This is a genomic window from Stutzerimonas sp. LR2 (assembly GCF_055755175.1).
The window spans coordinates 545969-561129 of the sequence record NZ_JBVTRR010000002.1; the positions used below are offsets into that span (position 1 = coordinate 545969).

The 15161-nt window shown below is 61.8% G+C and carries 12 protein-coding genes; 3 read left to right on the plus strand and 9 right to left on the minus strand.

Features of this window, described 5'->3' with window-relative positions; translation table 11 throughout:
• Positions 1–38 precede the first annotated feature (38 nt).
• Complete coding sequence (locus ACVRRC_RS09110) at positions 39–2045, plus strand: polysaccharide biosynthesis protein (RefSeq protein WP_472996897.1); 2007 nt, start codon at positions 39–41, stop codon at positions 2043–2045.
• Between the two features lie 179 nt (positions 2046–2224).
• Here the strand turns inward: ACVRRC_RS09110 and ACVRRC_RS09115 are convergent, their stop codons facing one another.
• Together ACVRRC_RS09115 and ACVRRC_RS09120 are read right to left on the minus strand one after the other, a co-directional pair.
• Entirely contained in the window at positions 2225–2632 is a 408-nt protein-coding gene (locus tag ACVRRC_RS09115; RefSeq protein WP_011913619.1) for a PA2817 family protein, read from the minus strand.
• A gap of 165 nt (positions 2633–2797) precedes the next feature.
• Positions 2798–3526 (minus strand): 4'-phosphopantetheinyl transferase family protein, encoded by a 729-nt coding sequence (locus ACVRRC_RS09120; RefSeq protein ID WP_207238716.1) that lies wholly within the window; start codon positions 3524–3526, stop codon positions 2798–2800.
• A 224-nt stretch (positions 3527–3750) separates the two neighbouring features.
• On the opposite strand from ACVRRC_RS09120, the gene pap reads away from it, so the two are divergent.
• Positions 3751–5250 carry a polyphosphate:AMP phosphotransferase gene (gene pap, locus ACVRRC_RS09125; RefSeq protein ID WP_019406833.1) on the plus strand — a complete coding sequence of 500 codons (1500 nt, stop codon included), beginning with the start codon at positions 3751–3753 and terminating at the stop codon, positions 5248–5250.
• 277 nt (positions 5251–5527) lie between these two features.
• The gene (locus ACVRRC_RS09130) at positions 5528–6712 is read left to right on the plus strand and encodes a thiolase family protein (RefSeq protein ID WP_207238717.1); all 1185 of its coding nucleotides are present in this window, start codon (positions 5528–5530) and stop codon (positions 6710–6712) included.
• Between the two features lie 264 nt (positions 6713–6976).
• Here the strand turns inward: ACVRRC_RS09130 and ACVRRC_RS09135 are convergent, their stop codons facing one another.
• From ACVRRC_RS09135 to ACVRRC_RS09165, 7 genes are all read right to left on the minus strand, one after another.
• Entirely contained in the window at positions 6977–8077 is a 1101-nt protein-coding gene (locus ACVRRC_RS09135) for a polysaccharide biosynthesis/export family protein (protein ID WP_041755556.1), read from the minus strand.
• Positions 8078–8521: 444 nt separating this feature from the next.
• Complete coding sequence (locus tag ACVRRC_RS09140) at positions 8522–9289, minus strand: WecB/TagA/CpsF family glycosyltransferase (RefSeq protein WP_011913614.1); 768 nt, start codon at positions 9287–9289, stop codon at positions 8522–8524.
• Positions 9282–10157 carry a glycosyltransferase family 2 protein gene (locus ACVRRC_RS09145; protein WP_013983099.1) on the minus strand — a complete coding sequence of 292 codons (876 nt, stop codon included), beginning with the start codon at positions 10155–10157 and terminating at the stop codon, positions 9282–9284. Before ACVRRC_RS09145 ends, ACVRRC_RS09140 begins: the two co-directional genes overlap by 8 nt.
• On the minus strand, positions 10117–11370 hold the full coding sequence (locus ACVRRC_RS09150) for a hypothetical protein (RefSeq protein WP_011913612.1): 1254 nt from the start codon (positions 11368–11370) through the stop codon (positions 10117–10119). Before ACVRRC_RS09150 ends, ACVRRC_RS09145 begins: the two co-directional genes overlap by 41 nt.
• A gap of 44 nt (positions 11371–11414) precedes the next feature.
• A complete protein-coding gene (locus tag ACVRRC_RS09155; RefSeq protein WP_013983097.1) occupies positions 11415–12665 on the minus strand; it encodes a Coenzyme F420 hydrogenase/dehydrogenase, beta subunit C-terminal domain in 1251 nt (416 codons plus the stop codon).
• Positions 12666–12729: 64 nt separating this feature from the next.
• Complete coding sequence (locus ACVRRC_RS09160) at positions 12730–13962, minus strand: oligosaccharide flippase family protein (RefSeq protein ID WP_084904720.1); 1233 nt, start codon at positions 13960–13962, stop codon at positions 12730–12732.
• A gap of 2 nt (positions 13963–13964) precedes the next feature.
• Positions 13965–15152, minus strand: coding sequence for a polysaccharide pyruvyl transferase family protein (locus ACVRRC_RS09165; RefSeq protein ID WP_011913609.1), 1188 nt, complete (start codon positions 15150–15152; stop codon positions 13965–13967).
• Positions 15153–15161: the final 9 nt, after the last annotated feature.

A 15161-nucleotide genomic window follows, 5' to 3' on the forward strand; every position in this document is an offset into this window, starting at 1 on the left:
TAACGGGTAGACCCGGCGCAAATAAAGAGAAAAGAAGAGTGTTAAGGCTAGCTGAAAAACTACGGGCTTCGCTGGTGCGTCTGCCTAGGCAACAGAAGCGCCTGATTCAGGTTTCCGCGGACGTGCTGTTGGTATGGCTGGCGCTTTGGCTGTCTTTCTATCTCCGGCTGGGGAACCCGAGTTTTGTCGAGCCATTAGGTGGCCATGCCTGGCTGTTCGTCGTTGCACCACTGCTGTCGATACCATTCTTCGTTCGTTTTGGAATGTATCGAGCGGTCATGCGTTACTTTGGTAACGACGCGCTAATTGCCATTGCCAAGGCAGTTACACTTTCTGCCTTGATGCTGTCTCTGGCTGTGTATTGGTACACCAATGCGCCCAAGCTGATTCCTCGTTCCATGGTGTTCAACTACTGGTGGTTGAGCCTGGTGCTTATTGGGGGCTTGCGGCTCGTGATGCGTCAGTACTTTATGGGTGACTGGTTTTCGCCAAATGCCGCCACCAAGTTCAAGGGCAAAGAAGCAGGATTACCCAAGGTCGCTGTGTATGGCGCGGGGGCGGCAGGCAATCAGCTGGTTGCCGCTTTGCGTATGGGCCGTGCAATGCGTCCTGTGGCTTTCATTGATGATGATCCCAACCTGCATAACCGTGTTATCGCAGGGTTGCGGGTTTATTCGGCTAAACAGATTACCCAACTGGTAGAGGATACAAGCGCCGCCGAGATCCTGTTGGCCATTCCTTCTGCTTCGCGGGCACGCAGGCGCGAGATCTTGGAAATGCTCGAGCGTTTCCCTTTACACGTGCGTAGCGTGCCGGGGTTTATGGACCTGGCGAGCGGCAAGGTGCAGGTTGAAGATATTCAGGAAGTCGATATCGCTGACTTGCTTGGACGCGACGCTGTTCCCCCACAGCAGGCTTTGTTCGAAAAGTGCATACGCGGCAAAGTCGTGATGGTCACGGGTGCGGGCGGGTCTATCGGTTCGGAGTTGTGCCGACAGATTCTTTCCAACAAGCCCAAGGCGCTGCTCTTGTTCGAGCACTGCGAATTCAACCTGTACAGCATCCACCTTGAACTGGAGAGGTTGATCGAACGGTCGTCACTGGCAACCCGGCTAGTGCCCATCCTGGGGTCGATTCGTAACGAGGATCGGCTCCTAGAGGTGATGCGCACCTGGGAGGTGGAGACGATTTACCACGCCGCGGCTTACAAGCATGTGCCGATGGTTGAGCACAATGTGGCCGAAGGCGTGCTGAACAACGTGATCGGCACCTTGAACACGGCACAGGCAGCGGTGCAGGCTGGTGTCAGCAACTTCGTTCTGATTTCTACCGACAAGGCTGTTCGCCCGACCAACGTGATGGGCAGCACCAAGCGTGTGGCTGAGCTGATTCTGCAGGCGTTGAGCCGTGAGCCGGCGCCTTGCCTGTTTGGCGCCTCGGGTGTCCATCACGTCAATAAGACGCGCTTCACCATGGTGCGTTTCGGCAACGTACTTGGCTCCTCAGGCTCGGTCATACCGCGCTTCTACGCGCAGATTCGCGCTGGCGGGCCGGTGACGGTGACGCATCCGAAGATCACCCGTTATTTCATGACCATTCCGGAAGCGGCGCAGCTGGTGATCCAGGCCGGCTCGATGGGGCAAGGTGGCGATGTGTTTGTGCTGGATATGGGCCAGCCGGTGAAGATCGCCGAGCTCGCTGAAAAGTTGATTCACCTGTCCGGCCTCAGCGTGCGTTCCGAGAATTGCCCACACGGGGATATCGCCATCGACTACACCGGCCTGCGCCCCGGTGAAAAGCTGTACGAGGAGCTGCTGATCGGTGACAACGTCAGTGCCACCGAGCATCCGATGATCATGCGGGCCAACGAAGAACATCTCGACTGGGATGTGCTCAAGGACAGGCTGGCCAAGCTGCTCAAGGCGGTGGAAAACGATGATTACCCGCAGGTTCGGCAGCTGCTTCGTGAGGTGGTGAGCGGGTACGTGCCGGAGGGTGAGATCGTCGACTGGATCTATCAGCAGCGGCGGGTGGAGCCGGAGTAGCTCATGCCTGGCGCCAATCCGCGCGCTGGAGCTTGATAGCTCCGTAGGCCCAGCGGTCTTTTGTTCGAGTAACAGGCCCGCGGTAGAGACGATAGGCGGGCTTGGTATCACTGGCTTCGGGACACTCCGAGATCGGTTTACTGAGTGTTTTTACGGATCTATCGCCAGAGGTGGGATCGTCAGTGCCGCGCACCCTCATCCGGCATGCTCAATAGCTGCTTCTCATGGTTCCAGTCGAAGGGCTCGTCGTTCTGTTCGGCTTCGTAGCGGCGCTCCTCGAGTTGCTGGAATACGGCGATTTCCTCGTCCGGCATGAAGTGCAGACAGTCGCCGCCGAAGAACCAGAGCAGGTCGCGCGGGACGAGGTGGGCGATCTGCGGGTAGCGATGGAAGACCTGGCAGATCAGGTCCTGGCCCATGTGACGCTCTTCCGGCACGTTTTGCAGGTTCATGATCAGTTCGTCGAAGCGTTCGAGGAACAGCGCGTGGCTTTCTTCCGAAACCTGTTCGGCTTCGCCCATGGCAAGCAGAATGCCGCGCAGATGGGCCAGCAGCGCCAGGTTGTGATCGTGGTATGGATTGGCCATGGTGCACCTGTGTCGTTTCTGAGGGCGCGATTATAGGCGTGCGCGCCGGTGATTTGGGGTGTCTGGTTGACTCGTCTGGAGCCTGAGGGTTCGGTTCCAGCCTATCGAATCAGCATGAGGGACCAGCCAGGCGGGGCGCTTCGACGTCTGTCGGCCTCCGTCGCTTCAATCTGGCGAAGGCGCGGTGGGGATACTGACCAGGCTCAGCAGGTAGCCGTCGAAACAAGCGAACTGGCCTTCGACCAATGCGCCGTTGCGCCAGGTCTGCGAAAGGTCGATAAGCAGGCGCAGGCGCGCGAGCCCCCCAGGTGTGGCCTCCAGCACCTCGGCATCCTGAAAGTAGAAGCGTTGCTTGACCAACGGGTAGAGGGCCTTGAACAGGCTTTCCTTGAGCGAGAAGGTGCGGGTGACCAACTCGGCGCGTTCGTGGTCGCCCAGCGATGCAAACGCCTCCAGTTCGCTGGGCGTGAGAATCTCGCCCGCCAGGCGGTCGGCACGCTCGCACACCAGCATGCGTTCGATATCCAGCCCCAGACCGCACCATTCGCGTTGCCGCGCTACGACGACGCCCGCCCAACCGGCGCCATGGGTGATGGAGCCAACGACGCCGCGCGGCCATTGCGGGGCGCGGTCCTCGCCCACGGTTGGCACATAGGGTGTGCCGGTCAGGCTCTGTAACGCTTCCCGTGCACATAGGCGGCCGGCCAGGAACTCTGCCTGTCGCTTGCTAACGCCTCGCGGCGCGGCAATGCCCCAGCGGGTGAAGTCTTCGGGGTCGAGCAAGGCGGAGTCGAACTGCGTGCTCAATAGACGAACACCGGGCAATGCCTCGGGCAAGGGCCAATGGTCCTGAGGCGGCGTGCAGCAGTGCGGGTAGGGCGGGCGCTCGATCATGGCCGGTATTCTGCCTGAAGTGCGCTGCGATCGTTCAACGGAACGCGCGCTGCAGCGGCTCATGGAGCCGGCCGGCAGCGGGGCGTGCGGTGACCTGGCAGAAGGTCAAGGTCTCGCTGTCTCGCCGACGCAGATCAATGTCACGCGATCTAATCGGCCATGGTCCTCGCTATGCCCGCGGGCTGCCTGCTAGGGTTGAGCGCATCAACCGAGCGGAGAGCGCGATGTTCGAATCAGCCGAAATTGGTCACGCCATCGACAAAGCCACCTACGATGCCGCAGTGCCGGACCTGCGCGAGGCGCTCCTGCAGGCGCAGTACCGGCTCAAGGCCCAGGCGAAGTTCCCGGTTTTGATCCTGATCAACGGTATCGAAGGGGCGGGCAAAGGCGAGACCATCAAGCTGCTCAACGAGTGGATGGACCCCCGGCTGATTCGGGTCGACAGCTTCGATGTGCCCAGCGACGAAGAGCTGTCGCACCCCCCGGCCTGGCGCTTCTGGCGGCGGCTGCCGCCGAAGGGGCATACCGGCATCTTCTTCGGCAACTGGTACAGCAAGATGCTCGAGGATCGCGTGCATGGCCGCATCAAGGGTGCCGAGCTGAAGCTGGCCACGGCCCGCGCGCAGCGTCTGGAGCGCATGCTCTGCGACGAAGGCATGCTGATCTTCAAGTTCTGGTTCCATCTCTCGAAAGACCAGATGAATGCACGCCTCGACTCGTTGAAGAACGACCCGCTGCACAGCTGGCGCATCAGCCCGCTGGACTGGCAGCAGTCCAAGACCTACGACAAATTCGTGCGCTACGGCGAGCAGATCCTGCGGCTGAGCAGCCGCGATTTCGCGCCCTGGTACGTGATCGAAGGCGCCGACGAGCGTTATCGCAGCCTGACCGTGGGGCGCATCTTGCTGGAAGGTCTGCAGGCTGCGCTGGCGGCCGCGGAACAGCCCGGACAGAGCGTGGCCCAGCCCCATTCGGCGCCGCTGCAGGTGGACCTCGATCACCTGAGCCTGCTGGACAGCCTGGACCTGAGCCAGAAGCTCGACAAGGACAACTACCAGCAGCAACTGGCCGAGGAGCAGGCGCGGCTATCACGGCTGCTGCGCGACCGCAGGCTGCGCAAGCGCGGCGTGCTGGCCTTGTTCGAAGGGCATGATGCGGCCGGCAAGGGCAGCGCGATCCGGCGGGTCACGGGCGCGCTGGACCCGCGAATGTATCGCACGGTGCAGATCGCCGCACCGACCGACGAAGAGCGGGCGCAGCCCTGGCTCTGGCGCTTCTGGCGCAATGTGCCGGAGCGCGGCAAGTTCACCATCTTCGACCGCTCCTGGTACGGTCGCGTGCTGGTTGAGCGGGTAGAAGGGTTCTGCACGCCGGAGGAGTGGCTGCGGGCCTATTCGGAGATCAACGACTTCGAGGAGCAGCTCGTCGATGCGGACATCGTGCTGGTGAAGTTCTGGCTGAGCATCGACAAGAAGACCCAGCTCAAGCGCTTCAAGGAGCGCGAGGATACCGCCTTCAAGCGCTTCAAGATCACCGACGAGGATTGGCGCAACCGCGAGCGCTGGGACGATTATGGTCACGCGGTGGCTGATATGGTCGACCGCACCAGTACGGAGATCGCGCCTTGGACGCTGGTGGAGGCTAACGACAAGCGTTTCGCCAGGGTGAAGGTGTTGCGGACGCTGAACGAGGCGCTGGAGGCCGCGATCGAGAAGGGGCGTTAACCAGGATCGGCTCGCCAAGTGCCTGGGAGCGGACTTGTAACTGCAGCGAGGCGCCAGCTAGACGCTGCAACCACCTGCAAGATTGCTCAAAAGCCTGCCCCGGGCGTGTCTGACCCGTGAGGCAATGGCCGTGCATATGCTTGCTGAATGGTCATCGCCACGCTGGCGAGGGCGGAACTATGCTCGGATCACCGTCCACCCTGCGGTCGTGGAACAATCCGTGCGCGCTGCGCCGCCATAACATTCCCGCGACCGCGCCTAGTCTCCGAGGTATGTCATGCGTGAAGTAGTGATCGTCGATAGCGTGCGGACCGGCCTGGCCAAGTCCTTCCGCGGCAAGTTCAACATGACCCGTCCCGACGACATGGCAGCGCATTGCGTCGATGCGCTGCTGTCGCGCAACGATGTCGATCCGGCGCTGGTCGAGGATTGCATCGTCGGGGCCGGTTCCAACGAGGGCGCGCAGGGCTACAACATCGGCCGCAACGTCGCCGTGTTGTCGCGCCTGGGCATCGCCTGTTCCGGCATGACGCTGAACCGCTACTGTTCGTCCGGCCTGCAGGCCATCGCCGTCGCGGCCAACCAGATTGCCTCGGGCTGCAGTGACGTCATCGTCGCCGGCGGGGTGGAGTCCATCACCCTGACGCTCAAGAGCCGCAACACCGATCATCTGTTCAACCCGATCATCCAGGAACGCGTGCCGGGCATCTACCACACCATGGGGCAGACCGCCGAACTCGTGGCGCGGCGCTACAACGTCACCCGCGAGCAGCAGGACCTCTACTCACTGCAGAGCCAGCAGCGCACCGCGCGTGCCCAGGCCGAAGGGCTGTTCAGCGACGAAATCGTGCCGATGAACGTGCAGTATTTCACCGAGGACAAGAATACCGGCGAGCGCACCCTGCATCAGGGTGTGGTCGACCGTGACGACTGCAACCGTCCGGACACTACCCTGGAAAGCCTCGCCGGACTCAAGCCGGCTTTCGCCGAGGACGGTTCGGTGACCGCCGGCAACGCGTCGCAGCTGTCCGACGGCGCCTCGATGACGCTGGTGATGAGCCTAGACAAGGCCATCGAGCTCGGCCTCAAGCCGCGTGCGTTCTTCCGTGGCTTCACCGTGGCCGGTTGTGAACCGGAAGAGATGGGCATCGGTCCCGTCTACGCCGTACCGCGCCTGCTCAAGGCAAAAGGGCTGCAGATCACCGATATCGACCTGTGGGAGCTCAACGAAGCCTTCGCCTCGCAGTGCCTGTATTGCCGCGACACACTGGGTATCGATAACGAGAAGTACAACGTCAACGGCGGCTCGATCTCCATCGGTCACCCGTTCGGCATGACCGGCTCGCGTACTGCCGGTCATATCGTGCGCGAACTGCAGCGCCGCAATCTGCGTTACGGCGTGGTGACCATGTGCGTGGGCGGCGGCATGGGCGCGGCCGGGTTGTTCGAAGCGGTGCGCTGACGCCCTCGAAGCTGCTCACAGAAACGGGCCTGCTACCAAGCTGTAGCAGGCCCGTTTTTTTGCCTGGCTGCGTTCTCCGGGGTACTCGCCGAACCACTTCTGACCGATGCTGCGTGGAGCGCCGTCGCCGACGGCGGTTCGGTTCCGCTGGAGGCATTTGCACGCACGGCGCAATGGCAGGTGCCAAGATACGAAAAAGCCGCAGAGCATCGGTGATGACTCTGCGGCTTTTCTACCCGATCCGGCGATCAGGCCGTGGCGCGCTTAGCGAGACAGGTTGTACTCGGCAGCGGCACCGGTGCCCACGATGCTGGCGGACGGCAGCAGCTGGCTGATGAAGCGGTTCCAGCGGGTGATGTTGGCCGGCCCCACGAACACCACATCCTGCGGCTGCAGCGGGAAGTGCTTGGCCAGAGCGAAGGCGGTCGGCGACTTGGCGTTCAGCTGGAACACCTTGGCCTGACCTTCGGCCATGTTTTCCGCACCGCGGATCACGTACAGCGCCTCGCCATCGGCAGTTTCCTGGCGAATGCCGCCGGCGGTGCCGACCGCGTCCATCAGGTTCATGCTGGTGGCCTTGAAGGTCATGGCTTGCGGCGACATTACCTCACCCAGCACGTAGACCTTGCGCTGGTCGTTGTACGGAAGGTGCAGCTGGTCGCCGTCCTTCAGGTAGACCTGGTGCAGCCAGGAATCCGGGCGGTTGAGGGAGTCCACGTCCAGCATGTACTCGCGACCATCACGCTTGAGGGTCAGACCGGTGAGGTCGGCGGTATCGGTATCGACGCCAGCCTGGCCGATGGCCTGGGTGATGGTCATCGGGGCGGTGGTGATCGGTACTTCGCCGGCAGTATTGAACGCACCGGAGACGACCACGCGCTGGCTACCGAAGCGCAGGATGGAAACGTCCACCTGCGGACTGTCGATGTAGTTGGTCAGACGGCGGGCAATGGTGGCACGCAGCTCTTCGATGGTCTTGCCGGCCGCTTCGACGTTGCCGATGTACGGGTAGAACAGCGTGCCGTCAGGGCGAACCAGGCGTCCGTTGGCATCCAGCTGCTGCTGCGGGCCAGACGGCGCGGTCAGTTCAGGGTGGTCCCAGACGGTGATGTAGAGCAGGTCGTTGGCACCGATGCGGTAGGCGCTCGGCTTGTAGCTGAGCAGTTCCTGCTTGCTCGAGGTGCCCTGGTCGGAAGCCAGCTCACCCCGGAGCATTTCCGGCGTGATACGGACCAGCTGCACCGTGCCGTGTTCGGCTTCGGCGCCTTCCTTGAACTCGTCGGGGTCAAGATACTGGCCGGGGGCGAAAGCACAGCCCTGCAGTGTCAGAGCGGAAGTAAAAGCGAGTGCAATGAATGGTTTCATGGTTTGTTCATCCTTGACGGAGTGGTTGTTGTTCAAAGAGTGAGACGGCTTGATTCACTTTTTTGCCTGAGGCGTTTGAATTGTTCTTTCGCCTTTTCAAGAGGACCGGAGTCATCACTCCACACTCCTCAGCGACCAAATCGGATCGGTAGCCAAAGTTTCTCTCCTTCCTGAATGTTCATCTCCAGCGGCTTTTATATTCAGCTACGCGGAAGCGTTTAGTTCCCTCCTGGTTGTAAAACGGCAGCGGTCGGCTTGGCAGGTTTAATCCCTTACTTGTTTATGCGTGGCTGCTGCATTACGGCCGAGGCGGGACGGCGCTTAATGTTTAGTTCGATGTTGAAATGCCATCCTGTCACGCTCACACAGAAGGGATAGACCGTCTCGATCTGGCTGGGTTCACCGCGGTTCCGTGCAATTCCAGCCATTTTTTCGATGAATGCGTCAGCTGTCCTGTTTTGCTGGCTTGGCCTTGTCCATGCGGTAGTTCTTCTCCCGCCAAAATGCCGGAACAATGAACAGCGCATCATGGACATAGCGTTTGACCAGGCGTTTTGGCTCGGAGAGCATGCGATGCAGCCATTCCAGTTTGCAGTTCTGCATCCATACCGGAGCACGCTTAATACTGCCGGTGGCGAATGAAATCGACGCGCCGATACAAAAGCCCATTCCGGTCCGCTCGTGACTTTCGATCGAACTGGCCAATATTTCCTGGCGCGGTGCACCCACCGCGTAGAACACCAGTTCCGAGGGGTGTTCACGAACGAACTGCAATGCCTTTTGCACTTCATCCGGTCGATTGATGAAGCCCATCGGCGGATTGTGGTGGTAGACCGTGATGCCCGGATAAAGCGCGCGCAACTTGCTGCATTCCTGTTCGGTAGCGCCGATCAGCACGATGCGCAGATGCTCGCGGTTGGCCCAGTCGAGCAGGTCCATGGTCAGGTCGCTGCCGGGAATGACTTCCTCGATCTGCACGCCGAGACGCTGCAGCAGCGGCTGCAGGATCCGGCTGTCGCACAGGCGCAGCCGGGCCTTGGCGTATGCCTCGCGCAGGGCAGGGTTGTCCTGCAGCTGCGCGAGGTGATCGACGTTGGGTGTCACGACGAACGAGTAGGGCTGCTTGACCCCCTCGCGAATGCAGTTCAGCAGCGACGCCTTGCTGCCGGTGTAGAAATTCACACCGAACGCGTGGTTAGTCTCGTTAGACACTCATCGTTACTCCCTTGAAGGCGCCCTTGATGCCGGACCAGGCAAGGCTGGGGTGGTTGAACTCCTTGATGACGGTGATCGCCGATAGGAAACAGGCCGAAGCCAGCGCAAACCCCTGGCCGTAGAAGCGCTTGTTGAAACGGGTGGCCGCACGGTTGCGGTAGTAGTGGTAGAAAGCCGAACGACCGCCCGAGCTGAGCGAGCCGTAGTGGAACAGGCGGCTTTCGGGCACGACGCGGATCGACACGCCTTTCTTCTTTGCCTGGAACTGCCAGTCGACTTCTTCGGAATACATGAAGTACGCCTCGTCCATCATGCCGATGCGGTCGATCAGCTTGGCCGAGAACGCCAGGCTGCAGCCCATCAGGTAATCCGGTTGCTCGCTGGTCTGGGCCATGGCTTCGAGGGTCTGGTCCTTGCCCAGCAGCTTCGCCTTGCCCAGCAGCGGGTACAGCTTGCCGCCGCCATAGCACTCAAGGCGGCCGGTATCGGCGCTGAGGATCACCGAGCCGACGAACTGGCGATCGTTCTGCGCGAGGGCATCGAGCAGCGGGGTGAGGGCGTCGCTGTCGACGTAGGTGTCGTTGTTGACGATCCAGAAGTTGGTCACCGGCAGGTTGTCCAGCGCCCAGCGCAGCCCGTAGTTGTTGCCACCGGCGTAGCCGTTGTTCTCCGGGTTGGCGAGCACGGTGACGTTGTGCCGCGGCTGGGCTTCCAGCCACTGGTTGAATGCCACGACGGAGCCGTCCTGGGAATCGTTGTCGATGACCACCACATGGTTGAGAGCCGGGCAATGAGCGAGCAGGCTCTCAACGCAACTGATGGTTTCAGTAGCTGCCTTGTAGTTGAGGATAAGCGCGACGTTCATGGATAGGTTCCTGGCTGCGGAGGTAACGGGCCCGTAGGGCATGAATGACGAACAACATGGCGATGACCGGCTGGCCGTATTCGAACAGGCCGTTGAGCGGCCAGATGACGAAGAGGGCCAGCATGGTCGCGTAGATGAAGCTCATGTCGCTGGCGATGTTCTTGGCGATGCGGTGATAGACGAACAGCGTCATCGGCACGATCAGGAAGGTCAGGAAGCCGAAGCGGAACAGCGTGCCGATGATGCCGACGTCGGAGAGGAAGAAGTGTTCGCCGAAATAGGGGATGAAGCCGTCCTGCCACATCAGCGAGAGCGAACCGCTGGGTAGCCAGTTGACCTGCTTCAAGTGGTCGAAGATCAGGGCGATGGTGACCGAACGGGCGCCGTCTTCCACGCCTTCCAGGGTGCTGTCGTAGAACTCGACGTTCAGTCCGAGAATTTCCAGCAGGCTCGGATAGAAGTAGAACGGCGACAGCAGAATCGACAGCGAGGCGGCCCAGATGATGGCCTTGGCGCGCAGGCAGAACAGGGTGAAGGCCAGGCACAGCACGATCAGCTGGCGCGTCTGGGTAGCGAACACCAGGGTCAGCAGCAGCACCGCGGCGATCACCAGATAGAAGGTCTTGCTGCGCGCCGCACCGCTGATCGGCGACGCCCCCTTCGACCAGATCTGGATGCAGTAGAAGTACGCCAGGCAGATCAGGAAGGGGCCGATGGAGGATCGGTCCGGGCGGTCATCGGAGCGCACTTCCGGGCGCATGTCCGGAATCACGCCGAACTTGAAGCACCAGGAGAAGAACGCGGCAATCAGCGCGGCATAGAGGAATGCCCGCTCGAACTGCAGGGTGCTGACGCGCTTGCCGAGGAACAGCAGCGGCGCGAAGCCCAGAGCCGCCAGTACCCGGCGTTCCTCGATCAGCCCGAAGACGATCGGCTGTCCGTACGTGTAGTAGGCGAAGATCGCCGGGAGCACCAGAAACACCACGGTGGTGTAGGCGCAGTAGTACATGATGATGCGAAACTCACGCGGAGCGTTTTCCGCCGAAGCCAGCAGCAGCAGGATGGTGAAGATGATGCAGATGGCGAGGTACAGCTCGTTCAGACCCTTGATGCCGTAAGGGTTGTGCGGGCTGTCCCCGAACACGGCGAAGTGCAGCACGATCGCCATGATCAGCAACGGAAAAAAGAAGAAGCGTGAACTGAAATTCGTCATCAACCTGAGTCCTTAGGTATTGGTTCCTTGAGCGCCACAGCCCATCAGGCTGTTTCCAGCGCCCGCTTCTTGATCTTCTTGCGCCGCACCAGCAGACCGGTGAACGCCTTGAAGCTCTGGTAGAACCCGATCTCCTTGGCCCCTTTGCCAAGCTCGAAGCCTTTGTACGAAGGGGTTTTGAGCAACAGCAGCTTCATGGCCAGCAGCCGCGGAAGAATCGTCGTGCGGCGGTAGTACTGGAACGGCTGGATGGCGAAGATGCTGCCCGTATCGAACGCCTCCGCTTTGACAACACCATCGGCCTCCGCGTTGCGAAAAAGTTCGCGGCCTTTTGCGGTGCGTACCAGAATCAGCGAGTTGCCCTCGCGCTCTTCGAACGAGGGGTAGCCTTTTTCATCGCCTTCCCAGCCGTCGGCACAGACGATATCGGCGAACTCGCCGATGCCGTCCGGGCAGATCTTGCAGCGGGTCTGCAGGTGACGGTTGAGCACCTTTCCCCAGGAGTCGTTGTAGGTCATGGTGCGTTCGTCGCCGTTCTTCAGCGTCGCCTTGGTCAGACCCGGCCAGCCGTCGCCGCGGTAGCGGAAGGCGGTGACGTCCTTGCGTTCGACCTCCAGCTTGTCCAGCACCTGCTCGGTACCCTGCAGGCTCGGGGTGCCGGCGCACATGAAGGAGACGATGTAGGGAATGTTTTCCTTCAGGCGGGGATCGTGCTGCTGCATCTGGCGCACCGCTGCGACGTCGCAGGGTTTGCCGATGAACAGGTACTTCTCGGTGGACATGGCCACCCATTTCAGTGCCTCACCGGGGCTTGCCGGCGCGTAGCGCGAGCCGGAGGAGGCGATGATGTTCTGCCGCGAGCGGCTGATGGTGGCGACGTTCTCCAGAGGGTCGGTGTGTGAGGCCTGGATCTGGATGACACCGTCGACCAGGTTCTTCTCCAGGCAATACTGCGCCAGCGCGGAGATCACACCGCCGGAGGAGCCGGCCTGGCGGATCTCGTTATCGGTGGCATAGCCCTTGAGCGTATCGAGGATCTCGCCCCAGATGGGGTGGTAGTTGGCCGACTTGTACGGTCGAATGTCCAGGTTCAGCGCCGGGCAGGACTTGGCGAAGGCGGCGCTGGTCTGCTCGTTGGCAACCGGCTTGTTCTGGTACTGCGCATTGAGCACCGGGCGGTGATAGCCATCGCCGGTCAGACGGATCTTGATGGCATCGTCATCGGCCACCGAGCTGCACATGCCGCAGCCACTGCACAGGTCGTTGTTGAGCACGCGATTGAGTAGAGCTTTCATACCTGCCTTCCCTTGAGCGGCCGGTCGGGCGCGATGCGCGACCGGCAGTATTTAACGAGTTCGGTCATGCGGGCTGGCGCCGCTTGCGGTAGATGGCGAGCACCGCATAACCGTAAATGGCTGTCAGGACGACCATGCCGAGAGTGGACACCCAGGGGGCCGCCTGTATTCCGTGGGACGGAATGAAAATCCAGTAACAGAGCACGGTGATCACGCCCGAGGCGATGATTCCGAAGGTGCGCAAGAAGCCCGTTCCCATGGCCATCAGCTGTACGCCAAGCCCGGCGGCGATGAAGCGCGCGGCGGTGAAGCAGGCGAACGCCAGCCAGAGGGTGTTCAGCTCCGCGTACTCGGCGCCGAGGAAGTAATCGGTAAACAGCGGGCCGATAAAGAAGAACGCCAGCGCGAAGATCAGCCCCATCCCCGTGTATTCGCCGAGGATGCGCAGGCCGTAGCGGGCCAGCCCGGCGGTCTTGTTGTGCAGCTGATAGGCGAAGCGCGGGATATGCACGCTGGCCAGCAGCACGCTGAACGGCACCGCGCCCTGGATCAGCCGCGAGCCGGCGAAGTAGATGCCAGCGGCCTCGCGGCCGGCGAGGTGGTTGACCAGGATGACGTCCAGTTGGGCGAAGATGTTGGTTGCGCCACTGTCCACCGCGAAGCTCGTGGAAGACTTGAAGCGTTCGCCCAGCACCTTCCAGGAATTGCGCAGGATGCCGCCCAGTTCGAGGATCCTCGACAGGGCGCGAAGGGCGAAGGTGGCGTAGATCAGTCGCGACAGGAGAAACGCCACGCCGATGGCCAGGACGTCGTTGCGCAGCAGAATCGCGGCACCGATCAGGACGAAATGCACCAGCGCCGTCGCCACCACGATTCGGGTTTCGCGGTGGAACTGGCCGATGCTGCGAAACACTGTCAGACCCAGGTCGCCGTAGGACGAAGCGAGCGTGCCGAGCAGGAACAGCACCGCGGCGAAACGTTCGATGAGGTGCAGATCGAGCACGAACAGAATCACCGGCAGCAGCACGATGCAGGCCGGCAGCACCAGCACCGACTTCGCCGCCAGGCTGGCCGACATGATCTCGCCGGCCCGCTCGCGTTCGGCACCGATGTCGCGCAGGGCGCGCATGCCGAAGCCATAGTCGGTCACCAGGGCGACGATGGTCGACCAGGTGATGACGATGGAAATGAAGCCGAAGTCGCTCGGCCCCAGCGTGCGCGCGAGGATCAGCAGGGTGCCCAGCTGCACGGCGGTCCGAGCCGCCGTGGTGACCCCCATCAGGGCGTGGTCGCGCATGGTTATCTCTGATACGCGGCCTGAGGCTGGTGCAGCGTCGCCAGGATCTGTTCCAGCGCGGCGCTGTAGGCGTCCAGCTTGCGACGGATGATCGCGCCGCTGGCGGCGACCTCGGCCTTGAGCTGTTCACGGTTGTCCAGGTGCGCCAGTACCAGCTCCAGCGCGCTGTCGGTGTCCTCGGTCTTGAGGTCGACCACGCGGTGGTAGTCCAGCGACTGGTAGAGCCCGGCGAACTTGCGGCTGTAGGCCAGTGGCACGACCGGTACGCCCGCGGAAAAGGCACCAATGGTGGCGTGCATGCGCGCGCCGACGAAGAAGTCCATGCCGCTGATATAGGACTTGGCTTCGATCGGCCCCTTGAAGCGCGGCGCCAGCTTGAGCTCCGGATACTGCTGCTGGAGCTGCTGGGAGACGGTGTAGTCGTCTTCGGCGGGGAACCCGATCGGGATCACGTGGGGCACCAGGTGCACCTCGTGGCCGCGCTCGAGCAGGGTACGGATCAGCCGGTCGGTCAGGGCCTTGTAGTCGGCGCGCAGGCCGAACTGGTTGGCCGTGCCTTCGTAGCCGCCATGATGCAGCAGCGCGGAGACACTCAGGCCCACGGCGAGCTTGCTCGGGTCGCGCTGTTCGCTCTGGCGCTCGAAGGGCAGGGCGAAGGCGACGTCGATCACCTCGTCGCGATTGGGGATGTTCAGCTGCTTGAGCACATCGAAGGACTGGTGATCGCGGGCGAAGACCATGGTGCTCTTCTTCATCGCCCAGGCCGAGGCCTTGGTGCCCCAATCGGACTTGAACGGGCCGATGGTCTGCGGCGACAGGATCAGCGGCACGCGGCCACCCAGTGCCATGCCCTTGCTGACCAGCAGCTTGATCAGGCGCTTGGCGCCATAGATGTCGGAAAAGCTGTCGCCCTCGCCGATGTCGAAGATCGCGTCGCAGGAGGCGATCGCCCGATACAGGCCGTGCGGGTTCTTCAGCAGGGCCTTCTCGTTGAACTCGATGAATTCGTAGTTGAAGCGTTCGGTGGACGGCGGGTAATCACAGGGGCCGGAGGAGCCGATGATCAGGAACTCCGGGGTGATGCCACATTTGCGGGCGGCTTCGTCGATCAGCAGCATGTTGGAAATGCTCAGCGCGCCAACCCCGAGGTTGCCGGATGAGAACGAATGCCACAGCAGTCCGAATTTCATGTTCGAGTC